Source organism: Streptomyces musisoli (assembly GCF_016741855.1).
Lineage (GTDB): Bacteria > Actinomycetota > Actinomycetes > Streptomycetales > Streptomycetaceae > Streptomyces > Streptomyces musisoli.
In genome coordinates this window covers 28,101-54,477 of record NZ_JAERRH010000024.1, presented here as the reverse complement: position 1 = coordinate 54,477, position 26,377 = coordinate 28,101, and the positions used below count along the sequence as shown (strand labels likewise).

Here is a 26,377-nt window from a genome sequence, read left to right as displayed (position 1 = left end):
GGGTCACTCCCCCCGGAGGGTGGTTTCGAGGACCGCGGCGACGCGTGCCGCCTGGTCCGGCTGGAGTACTCCGCTGTGTGTGCAGGCGAGTTCGTGCACGTCGAGGGAGGCGGTGACGGGCCGCCAGGCCGCTGCCTTCTCCGCGGTGGTGGCGGGGGCCTGGCGGGTGGCGGAGAAGAGGGTGACGGGGCCGTCGTAGGGGGACGGGCGCCAGGCGCGGGCGAGGTGGATGTGGTGGACGCCCGCGTCGGTCATCGCGTGCATGACCCCGTCGTCGAGTGCGGCGAGCGGGCTGTCGGCGGTCCGGACCACCGCGAACGCCTCGGCGCGGCCGAATCGGCCGGGTGGTGCGGGCCGGTCCGGGGCGTGGCTGTTGAGCAGGAGCCGCAGCGCCTCCCGCTCGACCACGTCCCCTGGCAGCCGGGGGGTACCGGGCGGCCGGGGCATCGCGTCCAGCACGGCCAGCAGCCGCACCTCCTGCCCGGCCCCGCGCAGGCGTACGGCGATCTCGTGGGCGACGGGACCGCCGAAGGAGCGGCCGAGCAGGGCGTACGGGCCGTCCGGCACGAGTGCGCGGATGCGTTCGGTGTACGCCTCGGCCAGCGCGGCGACGCTCGCCGGGAGTCCGGCCGCCCCCTCGGTGAGCGCCGGGCTCTGGAGGGCGTGCACCGGGCGGTCCGGGTGGAGGTGCGGGAGGAGGGCGGCGAAGGACCAGCCGAGGCCGAGGCCGGGGTGGACGCAGAAGAGGGGGACGCGGTCGCCGCCCGGGCGGAGGGTGAGGAGGGGGGACAGGTCGGTGTCGGGGGCGGGGGCGGTGCGGGCGGCGAGGCGGGCCGGGGTCGGGGCCGCGAACAGGGCGGTCAGCGGAATCCGGGCCTTGGACGCCAGGCGCAGTGCGGTCAGGGAGTGGCCGCCGGCGGTGAAGAAGTCGGTGTCGGGGTGGACGTCGGGCAGGCCGAGCACCTCGGCGAACAGCGCGCACAGCCACCGTTCGCGGTCGTCGCGCGGGGCGCGCGTGCCCCGGACGCCGATCGCGTCGCCCGTCGGCTCGGGCAGGGCGGCCCGGTCCGTCTTGCCGTGGCGGGTGAGCGGTACGTGGTCGATGCGGGCCCAGACGGAGGGGACGAGGTGGGCGGGCAGCCGTCGGGCGGCGAACTCCTTGGCTCCGGCCAGGATCTCGGGCCAGCGGGCGTCCGTGGTCTCGGCCGGCACCAGCCATGCCGCCAGCCGCTTGCCGCCGGTGGCGTCCGGGCGGGCGGCGACGACGGCCCGCCGTACGCCGGGGCAGGCCGCGAGCGCGGTCTCCACCTCGGCGGGTTCGATCCGCACGCCGCGCACCTTGATCTGGTCGTCGACGCGGCCGCGGAAGTCGAGGACGCGGTCGCCGGTCCAGCCGGCCAGGTCGCCGGTGCGGTACATGCGGCTGCCCGGCGGGCCGTACGGATCGGCGACGAACCGCTCCGCCGTCTGCCCGGGCCTGGCGAGGTAGCCGTGCGCCAGGCCGGTCCCGGCCAGGTAGAGCTCGCCGGTGCCGCCCTCGGGCACCGGGCGCAGGAGGCCGTCCAGGACGTAGGCGCGGGTGTTGTCCAGGGGGCGGCCGACGGGGACCGGGCCGGGGCCGCCGCCGGTGGTGTGGGCGGTGGCGAAGACGGTCGCCTCGGTGGGGCCGTACCCGTTGACGACGGTGATGCCCGGGCAGTGTTCCCGGAGACGGGCCACGGTCGCGGGGGCGAGCACGTCGCCGCCCGCCCAGATCTCCGTCAGCCCGGCCGCCGACTCCGGCGCGATCTCGGCGACCGTGCGCAGGAGTTCGGGCGTCAGGAGCAGCGCGGTGATCCCTCGCCGGGGTATCACACCGCGCAGGACGTCCGGGGTGACGGGGCCGGGCGGCGCGACGACGACCGTCCCGCCGTTCAGGAGCGGGACCCACACCTCGTACGTCGCCGAGTCGAAGGTGTACGGGGCGTGCATGAGCACACGGCGGTGTCCGCCGCCCTGGAAGCGGGCGTCGGCGGCGAGTTCGACGATGCCGCGGTGCGGGACGACGACACCCTTGGGTTCACCGGTGGAACCGGAGGTGTAGAGGATGCAGGCGGGCGAGCCGGGGTGGGGTTCCGGGAGGGGCGCGGCGGTGGCCGGGGCGGGCTCCGGGGCGGGTGTGACGGTGTCCGGGCCGGGTTCCGGCAGGGAGGTGGCGGTGGCCGGGCCGGGTTCCGGGAGAGGTGTGGCCGTGGCCGGGCCGGGTTCCGGGAGGGGCGCGGCGGTGGCCGGGGCGGGTTCGTGGAGGGGCAGGGTGCGTATGCCGTCGGGCAGTTCGGCGTGTGTGGTGGTCAGGGCCAGCCGGACTCCCGCCGCTTCCGTCAGCCGGGCCAGGCGTGCGGCCGGCTGGGCCGGGTCGAGCGGGAGCCAGCAGGCGCCGGCCTTGAGGACGGCCAGCTGGGCCACGACGACGGCCGGGGAGCGGGTCGCCAGGAGGGCGACCGTGTCGCCGGGGGCCGTGCCCGCCCGGATCAGCCGGGCGGCCAGGGCGTCGGAGGCGGCGTCCAGGCCGGCGTAGGTGAGGGTCCCGTCGTCCGACTCGACGGCGGGGGCGTCGGGGGTCCGGGCGACGTGCGCGGCGAACCGGCCGGTGACGGTGGCGGGCCGGGCCTCGGGGCGCACCGGTCCGGCGGCGAGTCCGGTCAGCCGCAGCCGCTCTGCGGGCGGCAGCACCTCGATGCGGTCCGCCGGCCGGCCGAGGCCGTCCGCCAGCCGGTCCAGGGCATGGGCCATGCGGCCGGCCGTCGCGGACGCCGACAGGCCCCGGCGGCAGCCGACCGACAGCCCCAGCCGCTCGCCGGCGGTCACGGCCAGCGTCACCGGGTAGTGGGTGGCGTCCGTGACCTCCAGGAGGGTCAGCTCGTCCGGGCCTGCGTCGTCCTCGCCGCGCTGCGGGAAGTTCTCGAAGGCGAGCACGGAGTCGAACAACTCCCCCACTCCGGCGGCCCGTTGCACGTCGGCGAGCCGCGCGTGCTGATGGGCGACGAGCCGGGACTGCTCGTCCTGGAGTCGGGCCAGCAGCTCGGCCGCGGTCTCGCCGGTGCGCAGCCGGACCCGTACCGGGAGCGTGTTGACGAACAGGCCCACCATGCTCTCGACGCCGGGCAGGTCGTGCGGACGGCCGGAGACGACCGCGCCGAAGACCACGTCCCGGGCGCCGGTGGTCCGGGCGAGGACGAGTGCCCAGGCCGCCTGGACGAGGGTGTTGAGGGTGACGCCGGCCTCCGCGGCGCGGCGGGCGAGGGTGGCGGTCAGGCCGGCGGGCAGGTCGATCCGGGCACGGTCGCAGGAGGTGTCGCCGGCCGCGGCCGGCGGCGCGAGCGGCGCGGACCGGTCGAGGCCCTCCAGCGCCTCGGCCCAGGCCGTCTCCGCCTTGTACCGGTCCTGTCGCGCCAGCCACTCCAGGTAGTCGCGGTAGGGAGCGGCGGGCGGCAGCGGGCGGCCCGCGACCAGGGCGGCCAGATCCGCCTCCAGGACCGGCATGGACCAGCCGTCGAGCAGGATGTGGTGGAAGGACAGCAGCAGTTCGGCGCCCGTGTCGTGGCGGGCGAGGGTGGCCCGCAGGAGGGGCGGCCGTGCGGGGTCGAAGCGCCGGGCGGCGTCCGCCTCCAGCAGCCGTCGCATCCGTGCGGCCGTCTCGTCGGGGCCGAGCCCGGTGAGGTCGGTCTCCCGCCACGGCACCCGTACCGCGCGCGGAACGATCTGCACGGGCCGGTCGAGGCGCTCGTGGCGGAAGCAGGCGCGCAGGTTGGGGTGGCGCCGGAGCAGTTCCGTCACCGCGGCCCGTACCCGCCCCGGGTCGGTGCCGGGGCCGATCCGGAAGCGGGCCTGGACGAGGTAGGGGTCGGGTCCCGCCGTGTCCCGCAGGGTGTGGAAGAGGAGTCCTTCCTGGGCCGGGGACAGCGGCAGGACGTCCTGGACGTTTCCGCTCACCGGTCGGTCACCTCGCCGTCGAGCCGGTCGAGGCGGTCGAGCCGCTCAGAGCCGTCGAGCCGCTCAGAGCCGTCGAGCCGCTCAGAGCCGTCGCCGCGATCGAAGCGGTCGAAGCCGTCGGTGCGATCGAAGCCGTCGAGCCGGTCGAGGCCGTCGAGCCGGTCAGAGCCGTCGAGGCCGTCGCCGCGATCGGAGCCGTCGAGGTGGTCGAGGCCGTCGAAGTCGTCGCCGTCGTCCTCGAACTCCAGGTCGTCCTCGTACTCCATGAGCTGGTCGACGGTCAGGTCGACCAGCGGGAAGTCGGACGGAGTGTGGCCGGCGGCCGAGCCGTCCGCCGTGGCCGCCACGAGGGCCGTGAGTTCCTCGGTCCACAGCCGGGCCAGCTCGCGCACGTCGTCCCCGGTGAGCACACCCTCCGCGTACGAGAACGTGGCCTCCAGCCGCGGTTCGCCCTCCGCGCCCCGCGCCAGTACGTCGATCTCCAGGGCGTGGGCGACCGGCACCGCCTCCGGCCCGGAGTCCAGCAGCCGCCCGCCGGCCGCGTCGTCACCGGCGAAACGGCCCAGGTAGGCGAAGCGGACGTCGGGAGCGGGCAGCCCGGCCAGGACCGGACCGGCCCCGGGGTGGAGGTAGCGCAGCAGGCCCCAGCCGAGCCCGGCGGACGGCACCGCCCGCAGCTGCTCCTTGACCCGCTTGAGCGCCGCGGCACCGGTGTCCTCGCCGGGGTCGAGACGGACCGGGTACTGGGTGACGAACCAGCCGACGGTGCGCGAGACGTCGACGGGTGCCGACAGCGCCTCGCGCCCGTGCCCCTCCAGGTGCAGGAGGAGACCGGTGCCGGTGCCGCGCCGGCGGACGGCCGCCCGGACCAGGGCGGTGAGCAGGACGGCGTCGGTGCCGCAGTGGAACGCACCGGGGAGGGTGACCAGGGCGTCCCGGGTCAGTCCGGCGTCCAGCTCCACGGTGACGGCGGCGCGGCGCGGGGCGGGGGCCGACCCGGCGGACCGGCTCGTCCAGTCGTCCGGCCCGTCCGTCAGCCGGGCCTTCCCGGCGTCGGTCAGCTGGTCCGTCCACCAGTCCAGCTCGCCCACCGCACGCTCCGCCTCGGCGGGCAGCAGCCGCGCCCACCGTGCGAACGAGGCGCCCGGATCCGTCGTGGGCTCGCCGCCGTCCGCCAGCAGCCGCGCCAGCTCCTGCCCCAGCACCCGCCAGGACACCCCGTCGACCGCCAGGTGGTGCACGAGGAGCAGCAGCAGACCGGGCCGGTCGGGGCCGGCGTCGAACCAGACGGCCCGCAGCATCTCCCCCTGCTCCGGATCGAGCACGGCCGAGCGCGCCGACTCCTCCGCGAGGCCGTCCGGGAGGGTGCCGGCGGGTACGGCGATCCGTTCCGTGCGTACGGTGGCGGGGCCTGCCTCCAGTTCCCAGTCGGCGAAGTCGTCGTGCCGTATCAGCCGCATGCGGAGGGCGGCGTGCCGTTCGGCCAGGGCCGTGACGGCCGCGCGGATGCGGTCCGGGCCGACGCCGTGCGGGACGGGGAACGCCATGGACTGGATGAACGTGCCCAGCGGGGAGCCCTGTTCACGCCACCAGTGCATGATCGGGGTGAGGGGGAGGCGGCCCTCCGCCAGGTCGGGGCCGGCGGGCCGCTCGGGAGTCGCCGGGCGGGCCGACAGGGCCAGGCGGGCCGGGGTGCGCGCGGTGAAGACGTCCCTCGGGGCGAGGAGCAGACCGGCGGCCGCGGCGCGGGCGGCGAGCTGGATCGCCATGATGCTGTCGCCGCCGAGCCGGAAGAAGTCCGCGTCCACCTCCACGCCCGCGGGTCCGGTGCCGAGGACCTCGGAGTACAGGGCGCACAGGGTCTGTTCGGCGGGGGACAGGGCGCGGGCCGGGGCGGCGGACGCGACCGGGCCGCGGGGGGCGGGGGCCGGCAGTGCGGCCTTGTCGATCTTCCCGTTGGCGGTCAGCGGGAACGCGTCGAGGACGACCACGTCGGCCGGGACCAGGCCGGCGGGCAGACGTTCGGCCGCGTGGGTGAGCAGGGCGTCCGGGTCCGGGCGGTGGCCGGGGGCCGGGACGACGTAGCCGACCAGCTGCGGGCGGCCGGCCCCGCCCTCCCGGACCAGGGCCACCGACCGGCCGACGGCGGGGTGTTCGGCGAGGACGGCCGCGATCTCGGCGGGTTCCGCGCGCAGGCCGCGGAGCTTCACCTGGTCGTCGGTGCGGCCCAGGTAGTGGAAGGTGCCGTCGTCGTCCTGCCAGGCGAGGTCGCCGGTGCGGTACATGCGGGAGCCCGGGGGGCCGTAGGGGTCGGCGGTGAAGCGGGCGGCCGTCTGCCCGGGGCGGTGCAGATAGCCGTGGGCCAGGGGGCCCGCGAGGTAGAGCTCGCCCTGGGTGCCCGGGGCCGCCGGGCGGAGCCTGCCGTCGAGCAGGCGTACGTGCGTGCCGGCGAGGGGGCGGCCCAGGGGCGGGCGGGCCTGCCCGCGGGCGAGGGGCTCGGAGAGCGTCACCGCCACCGTCGCCTCGGTGGGGCCGTACACGTTCTGGAAGCGGCGGCCGTCCGTCGCCCAGCGCTCCACCAGCTCCGGCGGGCAGACCTCCGCGCCGACCGCCAGCACCCTCAGGTGGGGGTAGGCACCGGCGGGGACCGTCGCCAGCACGGACGGTGTCGTCATGACCGCGGACACCCGGCGGTGCGTCAGCACCCGCCCCAGGTCCTCCCCCACCAGCAGCCCGGCCGGCGGCAGCACCAGCGTCGCGCCGGAGCCGAAGGCCATGCACAGGTCGGCGACCGATATGTCGAAGGTCGGGGGGCCCAGCTGGAGCACCCGGTCCCCGGGGCCCAGGCCCAGCCCGCCCGCCAGGGACTCCGCGAGCGCGGCCAGTCCCGAGTGCGGGACGACGACCCCCTTGGGGGTGCCGGTGGAGCCGGAGGTGTGGATGACGTAGGCGGGGCCGGACGGGTCCGGGCAGGGGCCGGTCAGCGGCTCGCCCTCGTACGCCTCCGGGCCCAGGACGAGCACCGGCACGTCGCCGGCCGCCGGCACCTCGTCGTCCGCGACGACCAGCACCGGGCCCGCGTCGGCCAGCGTGCGCCGCAGGCGTTCCGCGGGGTACTCGGGATCGAGGGGGAGATACGCGGCGCCCGTCCGCTGGACGGCCAGCGCGGTCACCGGCCAGTCCGTGCCGCGGCCTCGAAGAACCGCCACGATGCTCCCGGGACCGGCCCCGCGCCGGGCCAGCGCACCGGCCAGCCGGTCGACCCGGTCGGCGAGTTGGCCGTACGACCAGACCCGCGCGCCGGTGTCGAGCGCGGGCGCGTCCGGGGTGCGGGCGGCGTGGCGGGCCACCAGCCCGGGCAGCGAGACCGGCTCCACCGCACCGGAGCCGGACGCCAGGCCGAGCAGGCGCTCGCGCAGGCCCGGAGGCACGATGGAGATGTCGCCCACCCGCAGTGCCGGGTCCGCGGTGACCTGCTTGAGCAGTTCGACGTAGCACTCGGCCCACCGCTGCACCGCCGCCGGCGAGAACGTGTCCGTGCGGATCTCGAAACTGCCGATCATCGCGTCGCCGCTGTCCTTCACCACGCCGACGAGGTCGTGCTCGCCGCCGGTGTGAATGCGTTCCGGTTCGGCGAACTCGCGTACGGCGGAGACGCTCGGCTGCTGGGTGAGGTGCATGAAGACCCACTGGAACAGCGGGGACCGGCCGATGCTGCGCTCGGGTGCGGCTGCCGCGACGATCCGGCCGACCGGCAGGTCCGCGTTGGCGACGAGGTCGGGGAAGTCGGCCGCGAACACGGCGACGAGGTCGGCGAAGGAGCCGTCGGGGCGCACCCGCCAGCGGGTGGGGACGGCGTTCATGACGTAGCCGATGACCCGCTCCAGGCCCTTGGCGGACCGGTTGGCGACGGGCGTGCCCAGGACCATGTCCTCGGCGCCGGTGACCCGGTGGGCGAGGACCGCGAACGCGGCCATCAGGACGCCGTAGACGGTGGTGCCGGAGCGGCGGGCCAGGGCGCGGACGGCGGCGGCGGTGGGCGGGTCGAGGTCGAAGCCGATGTGGACGACGGCGTCGGGGTCGCGGTCGGGCTCGTCGGCGGCGGACCCGTAGCCCGGGGCCGTGAGCGGGCCGGGCGGGTCGGCCAGGTAGCGGCGCCAGAAGGCGAGGCGCTCACCGAAGACGCCGGCCTCCTCCAGTTCGCCCTGCCAGGCGGAGAAGTCGGCGTACTGGATGGCGGGGCGCGTCGACCGGGGCTCCGTGCCCTCGCGGACGGCGAGGTAGGCCTCGGCGAACTCGGTCTGGAGGACGTCGAAGGACCACCAGTCGGCGATGGCGTGGTGCACGCTCAGCATCAGGGTCGTACGGCGGTCGTCGACGCGTACGAAGCGGCCGCGTATCAGCCTGCCCCCAGCCAGGTCGAAGGGGCGGCGGCGGAAGGCGTCGAAGGCCTGGTGGACGGTGGTTCCGGTGCCGCGCAGGTCGTCGTGCTCCAGGACGAAGGGTCCGGTGTCGGGGAAGTCGACGTGGGGTTCGCCGCCGGGGCCCTCGGTGATCCGGGTGCGCAGGATGTCGTGGTGCTCCTGGACGAGGGTGAGCGCGGCCTCCAGGTGGGCGGTGTCCACGGGGTCGTCGAAGTGGTAGGCGCAGCACAGGTTGAGGGCGGGGGTGCCGGGATACAGCGACTCGTACGCCCACAGGTCCTGCTGCGCGGGGCTGAGCCGGACCGGCCGGGCGGGGTCCCTCGGCGGGACGACGGCGGGCACGTCCCGCACACGTCCGCTCTCCACCAGTTTGCGCAGCAGCTTTACGCGCTGCTCGCCGCCGAGCGCGCTGAAGCGGTCGGCGAGGGAGGCGGCGGGCCGCGCCCCCTGACGGACGGGGGCGGTCATGACAGGCTCTCCTTCAGTTCGGCCAGCCGGTTCAGGCTGGTGAGCACGTCGTCGAGTCCGAGGCCGAAGTCGACGAAGCAGGCGACCTCGTCCACGCCCAGTTCCGCCAGATCGGCGAGCATCTTGGCGCAGTGGCCGGGCGAGCCCAGCAGGCTGCCCCAGCTCAGATAGCGCTCGAACGCGAACTCGGCGAGCAGCGCGGTCTTCTCCTCGGTGAGCGTGGCGGTACCGGCGTCGGCGGTGCGGTTGGCGGCGGTCTGCCGGAGGTAGGAGGCGAGGTACGTCTTCAGCGGGGCGGCGGCGAGGCGCCGTACCTCCGCGTCGTCCGCGCCGACGTAGGTGTGCGCCATGAGCGTCACGCGGCCGTGCGCGTCGGTGCCCCGCTGGTCGGGGGCGGCCGCGCAGGCGGCGCGGTAGCGGGCGATGCGGTCGGCGAGGTCGTCCCGGCTCTGTCCGACGGTCGCGCCGAGCACTCCGCAGCGCAGCCGGCCGGCCGCCTCCCACGTCTCCGGGTTGCCGGAGGTGGTGATCCACAGCGGCAGCGACTCCTGCACGGGCCGCGGCTGGGGCAGCACGCTCACCGGCTTGCCCGTGCCGTCCGGGAACTCGGCGCTCTCGCCCGCCCACAGCGCGCGCAGGACGGGGACGGTGTCCAGGGTGCGGGCGCGGCGGTCGGCGTAGTTGCCGGGCGCGAGCGCGAAGTCGGCGGAGTGCCAGCCGGTGGCGACGGACAGGCCCGCCCGGCCGTGCGAGAGGTTGTCCACGACCGCCCAGTCCTCCGCGACCTTCAGCGGGTGGTGCAGCGGCAGTACGACGCTGCCGGCCCGGATCCCGATCCGCTCGGTGGCCACGGCGAGCGCCGCGCTGAGCACCGGCGGGCTGGAGAACACCTGACCGACCTGCTGGAAGTGGCGTTCGGGCGTCCACAGGGCGTGGAAGCCGAGGCGGTCGGCGGCGCGGGCGACGGTGAGGATGTCCTCGTACGTGCGCTCGTGCCGCACCTGCCCGGTGGCGGTGCTGTCCGCACCGAAGAACATCACGCTGAGGTCCACTGCCTGTCCTCCTGCTTCCTGCCGCCGCGGTGGGGTGCGGCCGGCTCGGGTGTCTGGGGTCGCTGCGGTACGCGCGCCCTGCGGGGAATGGGTGCCATGGCGGGCTGCGGGCGGTCCGCGGCCTCCTCCAGTTCGGCGGCGAGGGCGGCGACGGTGGGGGTGGCGAACAGCTGTGCCGCGGTCACCGGCCGGTCGGGGGTGCTGAGCCGGGCGGCGACCCGTACGGCGCGCAGCGAGTTGCCGCCGAGGGCGAAGAAGTCGTCGTGGCGGCCGACGTGGGGCAGGCCGAGGACATCGCGCCAGACCGCGGCGACGCGCTCCTCGGACGGTGTGCCGAGGGCGGCCGTGCCGACGGCGGGCGCGGTGGCACGGGCCGGTGCCGCGAGGCGGTCGGCGGTGCCCGCCCGGCGGGGCGGTCGCGGCAGGTCGAGCGCGGAGAGGCGGGTTCCCGGGGCGGCCGCGGCGGCCTCCAGGGCCTTGGGGAGCGCCTCGGCCAGCCAGGCGACGAAGGACTCCTCCAGGGCCTCGGCCCGGTACTCGAGGGTGAGGGTGAGGCCGCCGGGTGTGCCGTTGGGGGCGGTCGTCTCGGACACGTCGACGAGCAGCTCGAACCGGGCGGACCCGGTGCGGACCAGCTCCACGCCGTCCTGGGCGCCGGGCAGCGTGACCTCGGCACGCGCGTTGTTCTGGAGCGCCAGGACCACCTCGGTGAACGGTTGCCGGCCGGGCCTGCGGGCCGGGTTGAGCGCGCCGACGACCTGCTCGAACGGGACGTCCTGGTGGGCGAAGGCCGCGAGGTCGGTGTCCCGGACGCGGGCCAGCAGTTCGGCCGCGGTGGGGTCGCCGGACGCGTCGGTGCGCAGGACCAGCAGGTTCACGAAGAACCCGACGACGTCCTCGACGTCGCTGTCCGACGCCCGTGCGGCCACGGGCGCGCCGACCGCCGTGTCGGGTCCGGCGCCGGCCCGCAGCAGCGCGGTGACCAGGGCCGCGTGCAGGGCCATGAAGAGGGTGGCGCCCTGGGCGTGCGCGGAGTCGACGAGCCGGGCGTGGGCCGCCGGATCCAGCCGCCGTACGACGACGCCGGCGGCCGGACCGGGTACGGCCGGCGCCTCCGGGCGGCGCGGCAGCAGCGGGCCGTCGGCGTCCAGGCCCGCCAGCCGCTCCGTCCAGTAGGCGAGCTGTGCGGCCGCCGGGGACTCGGGGTCGGCCGGGGAGCCCAGCCGGTCGAGGCGGCGGCGGGCGTGCTCGGCGTACGGGACGGCGAGCGGGCCGAAGCCGGGCGGGCGGCCCTGGACGCGGGCGGCGTAGGCCTGCGACAGATCGCGGAACAGCGGGCGCAGCGACCAGCCGTCACCGGCGATGTGGTGCACCAGCACGAGCAGCGCGTGCTCCTGCGGCCGCTCGCGAAGGGTGAACAGCACGGCCCGGACGGGAAGTTCGGCGCTCAGATCGAAGCGGTGCCGCGCCGCCCGCGCGATACGGGACGCCAGCTCCCGCTCCCCGGCGTGCTCGTGCGTGAAGGGCGGCCTGGCCCGTGTCCCGCGCACCACCCGCCGCACGGGGACGCCGTCGGTCTCGCCGAACAGTGTCCGCAGCACCTCGTGCCGGTCGGCCACGTCGGCCAGCGCGTCGGCGAGCGCGTCCGGATCGACGGTTCCGCGCAGCCGGACCAGCATGGGGAGGTTGTAGGCGGCGCCCGCGCCGGTCCGGTCGAGGAACCACAGGCGTTGCTGGGCGTCGGACACGGGCAGCGCGCCCGACGCGGCGACGGGCTCGGGCGGCGTTGCGGCGGCGGGGGCGCGGTCGACGAGCGGGGCGAGCCCGGCCGGGGTCGGCGCCTCGAAGAGCGTCCGGAGGTCCAGCTCCACACCGAGCGCGGAGCGGACACGGCCCGTCAGGCGGGCGGCGAGGAGGGAGTTGCCGCCGTGGCGGAAGAAGTCGTCGTCGGGGCCGAGGGGGACCGAGAGGACCTGGGAGAACAGGGCGCAGAGGGTGCCGACGGTCCCCTCGGCCGCGGCGCCGGTCCCACCGGCCGCCGCGTCGGTCCGCGCGGGGGCGGGGCCCGGCTCGGGCAGTGCCTGCCGGTCCAGCTTGCCGCTCGGGGTGAGGGGCAGCGCGTCCAGGGTCACGAAGGCGGCCGGTACCAGGTGGTCGGGGAGGGTGGTGCGGGCGTGGTCGCGCAGGTCGTCGGCCGAGGGCGCCGGCGCTCCGCGGGGGACGACGTACGCGACCAGCTGCCGGTCCCCCGCCGGATGGGCGTGGGCGACCACGGCGGCCCGGTCGACGCCCGGGTGCGCGGTGAGGACCGTCTCTATCTCGCCGGGTTCCACCCGGAAGCCCCGGATCTTGAGCTGGCTGTCGGCGCGGCCGAGGTGCTCCAGGACGCCGTCGGGGCGGCGGCGGACCAGGTCACCGGTGCGGTAGAGGCGCTCGCCCGAGGGGGCGGCGACGAACCGTTCGGCGGTGAGGGCGGGCCGGCCGGTGTACTCGCGGGCCAGGCCGGCACCGGCCGCGTACAGCTCTCCGGTGCCGCCGTCGGGGACCGGTCGCAGCCGTTCGTCGAGGACGTACAGGCGTTTCCCGGCGAGCGGGCGGCCGATCGGGAGGGGGCCGCCGGTGCGCAGGTCCTCGGGGGTGACCGGGTGGGTGGTGAGGAAGACCATGCACTCGACGGGGCCGTAGCCGTTGCTCAGCCGGAGGCCGGGCCGGCGTGCGAGGGCGCGGGCGACGTGCGGGGGCGACAGCGCCTCGCCGCCCACGAGGAGTTCGCGCAGGCCGTCGAGGGCGTCGGGGTACTCGTCGACGACGACGTTGAACAGGGATGCCGACAGGTACATCGACGTGACGCCGTGTTCGGCGATCAGGCGTGCCATCGCGAGGGGTTCGGGGCGGCCCGGGGGGTGCAGCACGCAGGTGCCGCCGTTGACGAGCGGGCCCCACAGTTCGAGGGCGAACGCGTCCCAGGACAGCGGCGCGCACTGGAGCCAGACCGAGCCTTGGCCGAAGGAGGCGAAGTCCTGGCCGGTGAGGGTGGCCGTGACCGCCTCGTGCGGGGCGGCGACGCCCTTGGGGCGGCCGGTGGAGCCGGAGGTGAACATCACGCAGGCGCGGTCGGCGGGGCGTACGGGAACCGTGCCGTGCGGCAGCGGGACCTCGGCCTCGGCGTCCTCGGGGTGGACCACGGGCGCCCGGAGAGCGGTGAGGGGCCGGCCGCGGGGTGCGACCACGGCGGTGACGGCCGCGTCCGCCGCCATCGTGCCGAGGCGGGCCGCCGGGAAGCCGGGGTCGAGGATCAGATAGGCGGCGCCGGCCTTGAGGACGCCGAGGACGGTCACGACCAGCTCGGCCGACCGCTCCAGATGGACGCCGACCGTGTCGCCGTGCCGTACGCCGTGCCGGGCGAGCAGTGCGGCCGACCGGGCGGCGCGCGCGTCGAGCTGGGCGTACGTCAGCCGGTCCGTGCCGTCGATCAGCGCGATGGCGTCGGGTGCCGACCGCGCCTGCTCCTCGACGAGTTCATGCACGCACTTCATCCCGGACCCCTTCGTCTTCCCGGACGTCCCGCGTGTCGTCCGCGTCGGGCATCACCAGGTCGATCTCGCGGATGTTCCGGCTGGCCAGCCCCCACAGGGAGACTCCGATGCCCGCCAGGCCGGCGAGGAGGAACATCCCGGCCATGCCGCTGCCGGGCCGGTCGCCGAAGAGCGGACCGAGGACGGTGAACAGGCCCGTGCCGTGGGCGGCCTGCGGTTCGAAGACGTGGTCGGCGAGCGGGCCGGACAGGACGGTGGCCAGCGGGACGGAGATGTAGCCCAGGAACATCACCGCGCCGAAGACGCGGCCCTGCCACTCCTGGGGGACCTTGGTCTGCACGATGGCGTGCATCTGGGAGTTGACGACCGTCATCAGCAGGGCGCCGATCAGCACGGCCACCGACCAGCCGGCCACCCCGTCGGCGAACGCCATGCCCACCAGCGCGGACAGGCACATGCCGATGACGCCGAGCATCATGCCGCGGCCCCGGTCGCGCGGCCCGCCCCAGGCGGCCATCAGCAGGCCGCCGGTGACCCCGCCGACGCCGATCGCGGTGTTGACCGCGGCCAGCGCGGTGCTGTCGGCCCGCAGCAGCACCATGGGCTGGATCAGGGCGAACCCGAAGACCATGACCAGGTTGACGACACAGAAGTTGACGATCAGGTCGCGCAGGCCGGGCGTGCGGAACAGATAGCGCAGGCCCTCCGCGGACTCCGCGGTGATCCTGCGGCGCGGCCCGGACGGCGGCGCGGGCCGGTCCCCGGTCAGCCGCACCAGACGTACGCCGACCAGGGCGACGGCGTAACTCGCCAGGTCCACCAGGAGGGTCGGACCGATGCCGAAGAGGGTGAGCAGGATCCCGCCAAGGGCCGGCCCGCCGATGCCGGCCGCGCTCTTGGCGCCGCTCAGCAGGCCGTTGGCGCGGCCGAGCTGGTCCTTGCGGACGAGCAGCGGCACGGCCGAGGACAGGGCCGGGAACTGGAAGGCCGAGCAGGCTCCGAGCAGCGCGGTGGCCACGTAGATCTGCCAGGAGTGGAGCTGGCCGAGGTAGTGCAGCAGTGCCAGGCAGCCCACGACCAGCAGTCCGCCGGCGTCCGCCAGCTGGAGCGCGTTCCGCTTGCGCATCCGGTCGACGATTGCGCCCGCAATGGGACTGAGGAGTGCTTGTGGGAGCAGCGCGCACAGTGAGAGCGCGGTGACGGCGCTCGCCCGCTGCCCGGTCGACCAGACGTCGACGACGAAGGCGAACCGGACCGCCGCGCTGCCGACGAGCGAGACGGCCTGGCCCGACCAGACCAGCATGAGCGGGCCCAGGCCGGTGAAACGGCCGGGGCCCGAGTCGGTTGGAGTTGCTGTCACTGCGCTGCCCCCAGGACGGTCGCGTGCGGTCAGGGCACCGGTTTCGTGGGTCCGGGTCCGCTGTCGAATGCCCGTCATGGTGCGGGGGCCGATTACCGCCGCGTTCCCATCGCGAACGTTCGGGCAGGACCGGGACGGGAACGGATCGGGAGCCGTCCGCGCGACGGTCCCGTGGTCGTTGTCTGCACAACCCGCAGAAGGAGTACTGCCGTGAGAGAGCCGCGGGACCGATCTCCGGACAGGACGGAACTGGCCCACGCGTTGCAGGACCTGTCCTCCGTGGAGCGATGGGCGGAGCGGGCGGCCGCCGACGGCAAGGCATCGCCGTACGCCGTCCACGGCCCCGTGGACGGACCCAGGTTCAGCGTCGACACGGAGACGGTGGACGGGATGCACAACGTGGCGCGGATCGCCCCGTCCCCCTCGGACGAGGCCGAGCGGGCCGCCATGCGCTCGCTCGTGCGGTCCCTGCTCGACCTGGCCGGCCACGAGTCGGGACCGGCCCGCACCCAGGTGGTGCTGACTCCCGCGGGACTTCGGGTGGTGGCGTGCAGTCTGAGTGAGTAATCACAGGTCAAAGGCGTGCCCCGGGTGTTCCCGGGGCCGTTCCCCATGCGTTCCCGCGGGCCGGTAACGCACGAGGAACCCACTGGGAACGGCCCCCAGGAAAGTCAGTGGCGTCAGGAAGCGGAAAACACCGCGAACCGCACAGACACCACAAAAGGGGCAGACAATGGGACGCAAGGTTGCTAGGTTCTTCGCTGTGATCGCCGCCACGCTGGTCCTCGGTTACGGTGCTCAGGCCGTCGAGTCCGGCGTGTCGCAGGCGGACAGCCAGGACCGCACCGGCGTCTCCTCCGTCCTCGCGGACAACCAGAAGCCGACCAAGACCACCGTCCTGCTGGCCGACAACCAGAAGCCCACGGTCATCGTCGCCGACTGAGCCCACGCCCCAGGCTGTACGTCTCGCGACAGCGCCCCGCCCGGAACCTCCGGGCGGGGCACTGCGCCGTTCCCGCGCCCGTTCCCGCTTTCCGGGCCGTTCAGCTGCGGAAACCTTTTTGCAGAGGTGCTCGGACGTTCAGCGCCGCCGCCGGTCCTCCGGGACCCCCATCCGCGCGAACAACTCCTCGGCCGCGGCCCGGTGCCGCGCGGCGGCCCGGGCCTCGTCCTCGGCGTCCGCCAGCCCGGACAGCGCGTACGCCTCCTCTATGCGATAGCTCATCGCGACGGCCAGTTCGAGCGCGTCGGCATGCAGTTCACGGGCGGCCCGCCGCTCGCCCTGCCGCCGGCGCAGCCGGCCCACGATGTTCTCCACCTTGGCCCGGCGCAGCGGCGAGACGTGGGAGGCCACCAGTTCCAGGGCCTGCTCCGCCAGGTCGGGACTGCGCACCGGCCGGCCCAGGTGCTGGTCGACGTCGGCCGACAGGGCCAGGGCCAGGGCCACGTTCCCCTGGTCCGCCCGGTCGTCGACGAGGCCGCGGGCCTGTTCCAGGCTGCGGGCCGCCTCCTCGTACTCACCGAGACCGGCCTGGGCGAAGGCGAGGTCGGTCAGCGCGGTGAACTGCTCCTCCAGCAGGCCCGGTCCGCTCTGGAGCTCCACCGCGCGCTGGGCCGCCGCCTTGGCCTCCTCGTGGCGTCCCCACTGCTCGTAGAGCGTGCTGATCAGGGTGAGGCTGTCGCACTCCGACCAGGGGGTGCCCAGCTCCCGCTCGTAGGCGGTCGCGCGCTCCAGGTGGACCAGCGCCTCGGGGAAGTTGCCGAGCAGGCTGTTGAACTGGCCGAGCGTGGCCTCGCTGTGCGCCTCGGTGTGCCGGTCACCGAGCTGCGCGGCGACGTCCCGTCCCTCCCGGGCGGCCTCCAGTCCCTCCTCGAACCGGCCCAGCCGCCAGCACGCGACCCCCAGGTTGGACAGGCTCACGCCCAGCAGGGCGAGGTCGCCGAGTCGTTTCGCGGCGGCGACCGAGGCCCGCCCCAGCGATCCGAACTCCTCCAGCTGCCCACGCGCACTGAGCTGGAAGACGAGGTTGCGGCTCAGGCAGACGACATACCGGTCCAGGCCCCGCCGTTCGGCCAGGGTGACCGCGGCGAGCAGCGCGTCCTGTTCCCGGGTGAACCACGCCTGGGCCCGCCCGGCGTCACCGAGGGCGGGCAGGTCGGCCGTGGACTTCTCGATGCCGGTGGGGCGGTGGCGGCGGCCGGGGTAGAGGACGTCGCAGGCCGCCTCGGTCGCCGTGAGGTAGTAGCAGAGCAGGCGTTCCACGGCGGCCGCCGCCTCGTCACCGTTCTGGTCGGCGGCGTCGAAGAGACTCTGGGCGAAGCTGCGCACCAGGTCGTGGAAGGAGTACAGCCCGATCTCCGGCTGCTGCACGAGGTGCACGTCGAGCAGGCGTTCCAGCACGTCCTCGGCATCCCACAGGCCGGAGCCGAGCAGCGCGGCCGCCGCATGGACGTTGATGTCGCCGCCCGGGTGCAGGGAGAGGATCCGGAAGGCCGTGCGGCTCTCCTCGTCCAGGGCCTGGTACGACAGGCGCAGGGTGGCGGAGACGCTGCGGGCGCCGGAACTCAGCTCGTCGAGCCGGCGGGTCTCGTCCCGCAGCCGTTCGGCCAGGTACTGAAGGGTCCAGCGGGGCCGGTTGCGCAGCCGGGCGGTGGCGATGCGCAGGGCCAGCGGGAGGTGGTCGCACAGCCGGGCCAGTTCGGCGGCGGCCTCGGGCTCGGCGGCGACGCGTTCGGTGCCGAGGGTCTCGGCGACCAGGGCGGCGCTCTCGCGTGGCGACATCACGCCGAGGGAGATCCACTGCGCGCCGTCCAGGTCGACGAGGCGGCCCCGGCTGGTGAGCAGGACCAGGCAGCCGGAGGTGGTGGGCAGCAGCGGGCGGATGCCGGCGGCGTCGGCCGCGTTGTCGAGCAGGATCAGCAGCCGCTTGCCGCCGAGCGTGGCCCGCCACAGGGCGGTGCGGCCGGCCGTGTCGTCGGGTATTCGGTCGCCGGGGATGCCGAGTGCCCGCAGCAGGCTGTCCAGCGCGGTGCCGGCGGACACCGGCTGGTCACCGGGGGTGTATCCACGCAGGTCGATGTGGAGCTGGCCGTCCGGGTACTCGGGTACGAGCTGGTAGGCGGCGCGCACCGCGAGGGAGGTCTTGCCGCTGCCGCCCATGCCGTCGAGGGCGACGATTTTCGGCCCCTGCTCCCCCTTCTGCGTCGCGCAGCGCAGCAGTTCGGCCATCTCGACCTCGCGGCCGGTGAAGTCGGCGAGGTCGTAGGGCAGGGTGCAGGGCGGCTCGGCCGGGAGCGGGACGGGAACGGGCGCCGGGGCGGCGGGCTCCGGGCCGGCCAGTTCGGGGCTCTCGCGCAGGATGCCCTCGTACAGCCTGGTCAGCTGTGGTCCCGGGTCGACGCCGAGTTCCTCGACGAGCAGTTCACGGACCTTACCGTACTCCTCCAGCGCCTCGGCCTGCCGTCCGGAGCGGTACAGGGCGAGCATCAGCTGGCCGCGCAGGGTCTCGCGCAGCGGATGCTGGGCGGCCAACTCCCGGAGATCAGGAATGAGTTCCCCGGACTCACCCAGGCCGAGACGGAGGGCCAGGTGCTCTTCCCATACCGCCAGCCGGCGTTCCTCAATACTGGTGGCCGCCGCCTCGATGACCGGCCCCCCCAGGCCGGACAGTACCGGGCCGCGCCACAATGCCAGGGCCGCCCGCAGGACTTCGGCGGCCTCGGAGAGTCGGCTTTCGGCCACGGCCGCTTTTGCAGTGCGTACCAACATTCCGAATTCGGACAGGTCATTCTGGGACTCGTCGATCAGGATCCGGTAGCCGGGCCCCTCCGTGAGGAGCACGTCGGCACCGCCCGGTATCCGTCTGCGCAGGTCGGCAACCGCCTTGCGGACCTGGTGGGACGCGGTCGCCGGCGGGTCCTCGTCCCAGGCGGCCTCGACCAGCCGGGAAACCGGCAGTACCTTTCCCGCTTCCAGTAGCAAAGTGGCCAGAACTCGCTCGTGAATGACTCCACCGAGTTTCAGCCGTACTCCATTCGACCACCCTTCCATCGGGCCGAGGACATTGAACCGAAGCTGATCTCCTGACGCCGCCGTCACCGACAGCCTCCCCCCTGGGTCACCGCTGCCCTTAAGCAGTCCGCTTCGCGCGGAGAAGATCGTAACGGTATGCGGAACGCTGCGGTACTGCGACGGGAATCGTTCGGGAAGCAGTTCATGCAGTCTCTTCCCCGTAGGCAGGCAGCTCGTCGACTCGGGTCGCCAACCTGGCACGTGGCAAAGAATCCGAGGATAAGGGGGAACACCGATGAATTCCGAGTCCACACCCGGTCTCGATGTGCTGCTGCAGAATGCACGGCGGCGGGCGGGGCTCACCCAGGCACAGCTCGCCGGGCTTGCCACGGTGAGCGTGCGCGCCATCCGGGACCTGGAGCAGGGACGCGTACGGAACCCCCGCAAAGAAACACTCAAATTGCTGGCCAATGCCATGCGTATGAGCGACGCCCGGCGCGTGGAGCTCGAATTGGCCGCCGACGCCCACGCGGCGGGCCGGGTCCTTCAGTCCCTCTACAGCGCCGACCTGGCCGCGCCGCCCACCCCGTTGCGCCCGCTGATCGGCCGCCGCGGTGAACTGGAGGCCCTCACGGACCGGCTGGACAACCGGCACGACCGGCTGCTGACCCTGGTCGGCCTCCCCGGAGTGGGCAAGTCCCGGCTGGCCCAGGAGGCCGCGCTGGTGCTGCACGCCCGGGACCGGATGCCGGTGCTGTGGGTCCCCATGGACCGCGCCCCGGACGCCGGCCCGGAGCTGGGCCCGCAGGCACCGCTGGCCGAGTGGGTCCGCTCGCTGATCCGCGACGGCGACCGCTTCGAGGAGCTGACCTCGGTCATCGGGTCCAAGCCGACCCTGATCGTGCTGGACGGCCTCGACGACTCGGCGCCCGCGGTGCCGGTCCTGCTGAACCTGCTGCGCTCCTGCGAGCGGCTGAAGACCGTCGTCACCTCGCGGCGGGTGACCCAGCCCCCGGCCGGACGGCTGCTGCCGCTGGCCCCGCTGCCGGCACCGGCCGAGCACCCCGCCGGCTCCGTGCTGCCGGGCGACTCGCTGGTCGCGGGCCGGCCCGCCGTCGAGCTGATGCTGTCGTTCGTCAGCCACATGCGTCCCGACCTGCTGCCCACCGACGCGGTCACGACCGCCCTCGCCCACATCTGCCACCGCCTGGACGGCATCCCGCAGGCCCTGGAGGCCGCCGCCTCCTGGCTGCTTCTGTACTCGCCGGACCAGCTCCTCGAGATCGCCCGCTCGACCCCGCTGCTCCTCGTCGACGGCGTCACGCCGGCGACCTCGGCCCCGGGCGCCACGCTCGGCGAGCGGCTGGGCGACGCCCTGACCGAGCTGGACGCCCGCACCGCCGACCTGCTCACCGCGCTGGCGGCCCTGCCCGAGCCGTGGACGGTGGACGCCGCCGCCCACGCGGTCGGCAGGCCGCTGACCGAGACCGCGCGGGACGTGCACGGCCTGCTGCTGCGGGGCCTGATCCGCCAGCACGCGACGGAGCCGGGCGGGCCCGTGGGGTTCACCGTGCTGAACCTGGTCCGCGAGCTGATGGCCGCGCGGCGGCCGACGGCGGACCTGGTCGGCGCCGCCGACTGAGGCACCCGCCCCGCCCGCGGCCACATCCGGCCGGGGGAGCACCCGCCCCTCCGGATCCGGGAACCATCCTCTCCACGAAAGGCACCCCACCCATGCGCAACCTCATCTCCCTCGCCGACCTGACGCCCGCCGAACTGGACCGGATCGTGCGGCGGGCCGTGTTCTTCGGCCGCGAGGGTGTCGACCGCAGGTCGCTCGACGGCAAGCAGGTCGGCGTCTACTTCCGCAAGTCCTCGACGCGTACCCGTACGTCGTTCTGGAGCGCGGCGACCCGGCTGGGCGCCGACGTCGTCACGTACGGCCCGGACGAGCTCCAGCTGTCCACCGGCGAGACCGTCGAGGACACCTCGCGCGTGCTCGGGCAGTACCTGGACGCGCTGGTGGTGCGCACCAACGGGGACGTGGAGGAGATACGGCGGCTCGGCAGCAGCCCGGACCTGGCCGTCGTCAACGCGCTGAGCCTGGACGAGCACCCCACCCAGGCGATCGCGGACCTCGCCACGCTCACCGAGCGGTTCGGCTCGCTGGACGGGCTGCACCTCCTCGCCGTCGGCGAGGGCAACAGCTCCGGCGCCGCCCTCGCGCTGGCCGCGGCGCTCAGCCCGGGTCTGCGGCTGACCCTGCTGTGCCCGAGCGGCTACGAGGTGCCGAAGGACAAGCTGGACCTCGCCGACGAACTCGCCGGCGGCAAGGCCCCGGTCACGCAGGTCACGAGCCTGGACGAGGTCGACGGGCCGGTCGACGCGGTGTACACCAGCCGCTGGCAGACGATGGGCGTGCCCAAGGCCGACCCGGACTGGCTGAAGGACTTCGAGGGCTTCCGGATCGACGACGCGTTCCTCGACCGGTTCGGCGGCCCGGACGTCGTGTTCCTGCACGACCTGCCGGCCGTACGCGGCCAGGAGGTCACGGACGAGGTGCTGGACGGGCCGCGCAGCGTCGCCTGGCGGCAGGCGTACCACAAGATGACGGCCGCGATGGCGGTGCTGGAGTGGTGCGTGGTCTCCTCCGGGAACTGAGCGCACCGAAAAGGGGCCGGGCGGGCTGGAGAATTCCAGCCCGCCCGGCCCCTTTTCCGGGCTTCAGCCCGCCAGCGCCGCCACGACCGATCGCGGGCGCATGTCCGTCCAGCTGGCCTCGATGAATTCCATGCATTCCTGCTTCCCGCTCTCTTCCTTCACGAGTTCCCAGCCGGCCGGCTGCTCGATACGGGCGGGCCAGAGCGAGTGCTGCCCCTCGTCGTTGACCAGCACGACATAGCGGCCGTCGGCGTCCTCGAACGGATTCGTTGCCATGGTGTCCACCTCTGCGAAGTCGGGTTGTGGAAAAGACGCTAGATGTGCACGGCCGCCCTGCCAGGCAGCAGACCGGGCAGTTGGGCGGCAACCGGGCTCCGGTGTGCGCTCGTGACCGCGATCCCGGTGGCGACGGTGGCCGCGCGCACCGAGGCGAGCGCCTCGCGCAGCAGCTCCGCGCGCTCCGAGGGAGCCTCCGCGAGCCGTGGCCGGCTCGCCCGCACCAAACTCAACGCGGCTTCGAAAACGGCCACTTGGGCTTCACCGAGAGCCTCGCTGCGGTCGATGCCCGCGCGTGCCCGGTCCAGCACGTCCTCCAGCGCGTCCGTCATGTCCTCACTCCTCACTCGGCGTGTCGTGCACCCAGTGTCGGGCCGCGGGGAGACCGGCGGCGGCAGACGTCCGCCAACTGCTGCCGGGCTGCCTGTCGGTTGCCGCCGGGGACGCCGGAAACAGCCACGGCTCGAATCTACGGTGATGTCCGAAAGGGAGTTCCGGGACCACCGGAGCCTCTTTCTCCCCTGTCACCCCATGATGTGGACGAAGCGAACAATGAAGCCTGTGGAACGGGCGGATCGCCCTCGATCCGGGCCGCTGGACGTCGTCGTTACCGGACTGCCGTCCGATGCGCACACCTGGAATCTGGTATTCATCCAGCTGTTGCTCGAAGACCTCGGGCACAAGGTCGTCAACCTGGGTTCGTGCGTTCCCCAGGACGAAATCGTGGAATCCTGCTGCAAATTCGAGCCGGACCTGCTGGTCGTCAGCAGTGTCAACGGGCACGGCTTCAACGACGCCCGGCCGCTCATCGAGGCGGTCAGGTCCCGCTGGGAGCTGGCGTCCCTGCCGGCCGTCATCGGCGGCAAGCTCGGCGTCGGCGGCGGTGAGCAGGAGCAGGCCACCGAGCTGATGCGGGCCGGCTTCGACGCGGTGTTCCAGGACGGGTCCGGCGACCGGCCCGGCTTCGCCGCCTTCACGTCCTTCGTCGGTTCCCTGGCGGTGACACGGTGACCGCACTGCACCGGCGGCCGCGCTCCTTCGGCCGGTTCGTCGCCGAGGCGCAGGCCCGCGGGGCACTCGTGGTGCAGCCGCGGATGGGATTCTCGGACCCGGCGCTGATGCGGGCCGGTCTCCAGGCCACCAAGGGGGCGGCGGACGCGGTCGTCGGCACCGTCACCATCGACAGCTACACGCGGGTGGGCGACGAGCCCTCGGCGGTGCGGGCGCTGCACGAGCGGGTCCCGCTCAACGGCTTCCCGATCACCTCCTACAGCCCGCACACCTCGGCCTGGGTGCTGGACGGCGTGCGCGACGCCGCCTTCCCGGTGCAGGTGCGGCACGGCTCGGCCCGGCCCCAGGGCATCATCGCCGCGCTCGCCCGGCTCGGCCTGGACGCCACCGAGGGCGGCCCGGTGTCGTACTGCCTGCCCTACGGCCGCACCCCGCTGCTGGACTCGGTGCGCAACTGGCAGGAGAGCTGCGAGGCGCTGGCGGCGCTCCGGGCGACCGGCGCGGAGCCGCACCTGGAGACGTTCGGCGGCTGCATGCTCGGCCAGCTGTGCCCGCCCGGGCTTCTGGTGGCGCTCAGCGCGCTGGAGGCACTGTTCTTCCACCGCGCGGGCCTGCGCAGCATCTCGCTCAGCTACGCCCAGCAGACCAGCCACGCCCAGGACCGCGAGGCGGTGCACGCGCTGCGCCGGCTGGCCGGCGACCTGCTGCCCGGCACCGACTGGCACATCGTCCTCTACACCTACATGGGCCTGTACCCACGCACCCCGCGCGGCGCCCTGGACCTCCTCGAGCGTTCCGCCGAGCTGGCCGTGGAGACGGGCGCGGCCCGGCTGATCGTGAAGACGACGGCCGAGTCGCACCGGATCCCGACGGTGGAGGAGAACGTCGAGGCGCTGCGCGTCGCGTCCCGGGCGGCCGCCCGGCACGTCACGGCGGCCGCACCCCGCGCCGACCTCGCCGACAACCCCGTCTACGCGGAGGCCCGCGCCCTCGTGGACGCCGTGCTCGAACTGGACGCGGATCCCGGCCGGGCGCTGCTGAAGGCGTTCGCCCGCGGACTGCTCGACGTCCCCTACTGCCTGCACCCCGACAACGCGGGCCGCTCCCGCAGCGCCATCGACCACGACGGCCGGCTCGTGTGGACGGAGATCGGGGCGATGCCCATCGGCCACGTGTCGCGGCGCGGCCGCCGGCTGACGGCGGCGGGCCTGTACGACGCGCTGTCGTTCGTGCAGCGCCGCCATGACACCCCTCAGACCCAGGAGGTAGCAGCATGACCAGCACGCTCGCGTTCCCGTCCTCGCCCGACCAGCACCTGATGCGGGAGAGCACGCGCGCCACACTGCGGGTCCAGTCCCGCATGCTGGCCGCGACCCGCGCGTTCCTGACCGGACGCGGGTTCCAGGAACTGCTGCCGCCGGTGATCGGTCCGGTCACCGACCCGGGCATCCGTGGTTCCAAGCAGGTCGACGTCGACTTCTACGGCCACAAGTACAAGCTGATGACCAGCGCGATCCTGTACAAGCAGGCGTCGCTGCTCGCCTTCGACAAGATCTTCTACATCGCGCCGAACGTCCGTCTGGAGCCGCTCGAGACAGCGGTCACGCACCGCCATCTCGCCGAGTTCCACCAGATCGACGTGGAGATACGGGACGCCCGCCGAGAGGACGCGATGGAGGTCGCCGAGCAGCTGGTGGCGTACGTCGTCGACGAGGTGGTCCGGGCGCTGCCGGACGACCTGGAACTGCTGGGCCGGGACACGGACGCGTTCCGCGAGGTGGTCCAGGGCGTCTTCGGCCGCACCACCCACCAGGAGGCGACCGCCGACCTGGTGGCGCTGGGCCACCCGCAGGACCCGGGCGCCGAGATCGACTGGCAGGGCGAGGAGATCATCTCCGCGAAGAGCAGCCGGCCGTTCTTCGTGGTCGACTACCCGAAGGGCTCGCGCGGCTTCTACGACCGCGAGGACCCCGAACAGCCGGGGGTGCTGCGCAACTTCGACCTGATCGCGCCCGAGGGCTACGGCGAACTGGCCAGCGGCAGCGAGCGCGAGTACGACTACGCGGCCCTGGTGACCCGGATGCGGGAGACGGGCGAGAACCCGGCCAAGTACGGCTGGTACCTGGATCTGGCCCGGCGCGGCATTCCCGCCAGCTCCGGGTTCGGCATCGGCCTGGAGCGCTTCACCCGCTACGTCACCGGCCGCACGGCCGCGTGGGAGGCCAGCGCCTACCCGAAGGTCCCGGGAGTGGTGTCGGCATGAGCACCGTGCTGAGCGCCACCGGCTTCCCCGAGGAGCAGGTGCGGTACCGGGCCCGGCACGGCGCGGCCGCCGCCTTCCCCGCCCTGGAGGGCTACGGCACCGGCCTGCTCGGTGCCGTCCCGGCCGGGCAGGACCCGGGCGACCTGCTGGAGCGGGGCCGGATCGTGCCGCCGGTGTTCATGCCGGAGCGGCTGAAGAAACTGATCGAGCTGGCCCGCGAGCCGCTGTACACGGACGTCGAACTGGACGCCGTGGTCGGCGGGTTCGCCTCCCGGCTGCCGCTGTACGTGTCCGCGTTCGGCTCCACCCAGGTCGCCAGCCACGACCTCGGCGAGGCCGCGGGCCGGCAGGCGGGGCGGCTCGGCATCCCGATGGTCATCGGCGAGAACGTCGTCCCGGTCAACGGCTACCGTTCCGCGGCCGAGGCCGAGGTCTCGCCACTGCTCGGCCGGATCGCCGCGTACACGCGGGCCGCCGCGTCGAGCGGCAACGAGGAGTACGGCGGTGTCGTCGTCCAGCAGTCCACCGAGGACGCGGACGCCGAGGTGTGGAACCTCGTCTACAGCGACCCGGTCTGCGAACCCCTGCTGGCCACCGGCCGGCTGGCCTTCGAGCTGAAGGTCGGCCAGGGCGCCAAGCCGGGGCTGGGCGGGTTGACCGTCCTCGGCCGCGAGGCCGCCGGGAGGGTCGCCGAGCAGTACGCCACCGACGAGGTGTTCGGTACCGGGGGCGACCGCGTGCTGCGGATCAGCAGCCCCGGGACCTTCACCGAGGAGATCCTGCGCCAGCAGATCCGGTTGATGCGCAACAACTTCCCGCGGGCGAAGGTGTGGGTGAAGCTCCACCCGGGCCGCGATGTCGCGCTCGCGGCGGCCACCGCGTGGGCGGCCGGCGCGGACTCCGTCACGGTCGACGGCGCCGAGGCCGGCACGGCCTGGGCGCCCAGCGGGTTCCTCGGCCAGGTCGGCCTCCCGCTCGGCGAGTGCCTGACCCGGATCGGCCGCACCGGCAACTGCCTGCTGGCCAGCGGGCGGATGTGGGAGGGCACCCGGGCCGTCAAGGCCCTGGCGCTCGGCGCCCACGCCGTCGGGCTCGGCCGGGCCGCCCTGCTGGCGGTCGACGAGGACGCCGAGGACGGCCTCGTCCGGCTCGTCGAGAGCATCGCGCTGGAGCTGCGGCTGCTGATCAGCGCGGTCGGCAAGTACCGGGTGGACGCGCTGGACGCGAAGGACGTCCTGCTGCCGCCCGCCTGACCGCCCCAGGCACACCCGAATCAACCAGCACCGCCCCGTTTCGTCCACGTCGTGGCTCCCGTCGGTCTCCCGGCCCGCCGCGAGACCAG

The 26,377-nt window shown here is 74.3% G+C and carries 16 protein-coding genes; 8 read left to right on the top strand and 8 right to left on the bottom strand.

What is annotated here, in order from left to right; all coding sequences use genetic code 11:
• Positions 1–3: 3 nt before the first annotated feature.
• Genes JK361_RS35480 through JK361_RS35460 form a run of 5 tightly spaced genes read right to left on the bottom strand, consistent with a single transcriptional unit; the run spans position 4 to position 14,812 of the window.
• Positions 4–3,972: a non-ribosomal peptide synthetase gene (locus JK361_RS35480; protein WP_201826303.1), complete on the bottom strand. Its 3,969-nt coding sequence runs from the start codon at positions 3,970–3,972 to the stop codon at positions 4–6.
• A complete protein-coding gene (locus JK361_RS35475; RefSeq protein ID WP_201826301.1) occupies positions 3,969–8,864 on the bottom strand; it encodes a non-ribosomal peptide synthetase in 4,896 nt (1,631 codons plus the stop codon). Before JK361_RS35475 ends, JK361_RS35480 begins: the two co-directional genes overlap by 4 nt.
• Positions 8,861–9,916, bottom strand: coding sequence for a MupA/Atu3671 family FMN-dependent luciferase-like monooxygenase (locus JK361_RS35470; RefSeq protein ID WP_201826299.1), 1,056 nt, complete (start codon positions 9,914–9,916; stop codon positions 8,861–8,863). The genes JK361_RS35475 and JK361_RS35470 overlap by 4 nt, the downstream gene beginning before the upstream one ends.
• Complete coding sequence (locus tag JK361_RS35465; RefSeq protein WP_201826296.1) at positions 9,901–13,452, bottom strand: non-ribosomal peptide synthetase; 3,552 nt, start codon at positions 13,450–13,452, stop codon at positions 9,901–9,903. The genes JK361_RS35470 and JK361_RS35465 overlap by 16 nt, the downstream gene beginning before the upstream one ends.
• Positions 13,436–14,812, bottom strand: coding sequence for an MFS transporter (locus JK361_RS35460; RefSeq protein WP_201826294.1), 1,377 nt, complete (start codon positions 14,810–14,812; stop codon positions 13,436–13,438). The genes JK361_RS35465 and JK361_RS35460 overlap by 17 nt, the downstream gene beginning before the upstream one ends.
• 210 nt (positions 14,813–15,022) lie before the next feature.
• Here JK361_RS35460 and JK361_RS35455 point away from each other — a divergent pair, with 210 nt between their 5' ends.
• Positions 15,023–15,379 (top strand): hypothetical protein, encoded by a 357-nt coding sequence (locus tag JK361_RS35455; protein WP_201826292.1) that lies wholly within the window; start codon positions 15,023–15,025, stop codon positions 15,377–15,379.
• Between the two features lie 166 nt (positions 15,380–15,545).
• Entirely contained in the window at positions 15,546–15,755 is a 210-nt protein-coding gene (locus JK361_RS35450; RefSeq protein WP_201826290.1) for a hypothetical protein, read from the top strand.
• A gap of 138 nt (positions 15,756–15,893) precedes the next feature.
• On the opposite strand, the gene JK361_RS35445 is transcribed toward JK361_RS35450, so the two are convergent.
• Positions 15,894–18,794 carry an AfsR/SARP family transcriptional regulator gene (locus JK361_RS35445; RefSeq protein ID WP_307787402.1) on the bottom strand — a complete coding sequence of 967 codons (2,901 nt, stop codon included), beginning with the start codon at positions 18,792–18,794 and terminating at the stop codon, positions 15,894–15,896.
• Between the two features lie 325 nt (positions 18,795–19,119).
• Between JK361_RS35445 and JK361_RS35440 the strand changes: the two genes are divergently transcribed.
• Positions 19,120–20,466 carry an AAA family ATPase gene (locus tag JK361_RS35440; RefSeq protein ID WP_201826286.1) on the top strand — a complete coding sequence of 449 codons (1,347 nt, stop codon included), beginning with the start codon at positions 19,120–19,122 and terminating at the stop codon, positions 20,464–20,466.
• 92 nt (positions 20,467–20,558) lie between these two features.
• On the top strand, positions 20,559–21,485 hold the full coding sequence (locus tag JK361_RS35435; RefSeq protein WP_201826285.1) for an ornithine carbamoyltransferase: 927 nt from the start codon (positions 20,559–20,561) through the stop codon (positions 21,483–21,485).
• Between the two features lie 63 nt (positions 21,486–21,548).
• Here the strand turns inward: JK361_RS35435 and JK361_RS35430 are convergent, their stop codons facing one another.
• Positions 21,549–21,761, bottom strand: coding sequence for an MbtH family protein (locus JK361_RS35430; RefSeq protein ID WP_201826283.1), 213 nt, complete (start codon positions 21,759–21,761; stop codon positions 21,549–21,551).
• A gap of 38 nt (positions 21,762–21,799) precedes the next feature.
• Positions 21,800–22,093, bottom strand: a complete 294-nt coding sequence (locus JK361_RS35425) for a hypothetical protein (RefSeq protein WP_201826281.1) — start codon at positions 22,091–22,093, stop codon at positions 21,800–21,802.
• A 229-nt stretch (positions 22,094–22,322) separates the two neighbouring features.
• Here JK361_RS35425 and JK361_RS35420 point away from each other — a divergent pair, with 229 nt between their 5' ends.
• Genes JK361_RS35420 through JK361_RS35405 form a run of 4 tightly spaced genes read left to right on the top strand, consistent with a single transcriptional unit; the run spans position 22,323 to position 26,288 of the window.
• Positions 22,323–22,772, top strand: coding sequence for a cobalamin B12-binding domain-containing protein (locus tag JK361_RS35420; protein WP_251094768.1), 450 nt, complete (start codon positions 22,323–22,325; stop codon positions 22,770–22,772).
• A gap of 5 nt (positions 22,773–22,777) precedes the next feature.
• Positions 22,778–24,049, top strand: coding sequence for a methylaspartate mutase (locus JK361_RS35415; protein ID WP_236054176.1), 1,272 nt, complete (start codon positions 22,778–22,780; stop codon positions 24,047–24,049).
• Entirely contained in the window at positions 24,046–25,035 is a 990-nt protein-coding gene (locus tag JK361_RS35410; RefSeq protein ID WP_201826277.1) for an asparagine synthetase A, read from the top strand. Before JK361_RS35415 ends, JK361_RS35410 begins: the two co-directional genes overlap by 4 nt.
• Complete coding sequence (locus JK361_RS35405; RefSeq protein WP_201826275.1) at positions 25,032–26,288, top strand: glutamate synthase-related protein; 1,257 nt, start codon at positions 25,032–25,034, stop codon at positions 26,286–26,288. Before JK361_RS35410 ends, JK361_RS35405 begins: the two co-directional genes overlap by 4 nt.
• Positions 26,289–26,377 lie beyond the last annotated feature (89 nt).

What these genes read in the sequence shown, in the direction of transcription:
- JK361_RS35475 (WP_201826301.1), bottom strand. Translation starts at nt 8,864, where the DNA reads ATGACCGCCCCCGTCCGTCAGGGGGCGCGGCCCGCCGCCTCCCTCGCC.
- JK361_RS35465 (WP_201826296.1), bottom strand. Translation starts at nt 13,452, where the DNA reads ATGAAGTGCGTGCATGAACTCGTCGAGGAGCAGGCGCGGTCGGCACCC.
- JK361_RS35450 (WP_201826290.1), top strand. Translation starts at nt 15,546, where the DNA reads ATGGGACGCAAGGTTGCTAGGTTCTTCGCTGTGATCGCCGCCACGCTG.
- JK361_RS35440 (WP_201826286.1), top strand. Translation starts at nt 19,120, where the DNA reads ATGAATTCCGAGTCCACACCCGGTCTCGATGTGCTGCTGCAGAATGCA.
- JK361_RS35435 (WP_201826285.1), top strand. Translation starts at nt 20,559, where the DNA reads ATGCGCAACCTCATCTCCCTCGCCGACCTGACGCCCGCCGAACTGGAC.
- JK361_RS35430 (WP_201826283.1), bottom strand. Translation starts at nt 21,761, where the DNA reads ATGGCAACGAATCCGTTCGAGGACGCCGACGGCCGCTATGTCGTGCTG.
- JK361_RS35425 (WP_201826281.1), bottom strand. Translation starts at nt 22,093, where the DNA reads ATGACGGACGCGCTGGAGGACGTGCTGGACCGGGCACGCGCGGGCATC.
- JK361_RS35410 (WP_201826277.1), top strand. Translation starts at nt 24,046, where the DNA reads ATGACCAGCACGCTCGCGTTCCCGTCCTCGCCCGACCAGCACCTGATG.
- JK361_RS35405 (WP_201826275.1), top strand. Translation starts at nt 25,032, where the DNA reads ATGAGCACCGTGCTGAGCGCCACCGGCTTCCCCGAGGAGCAGGTGCGG.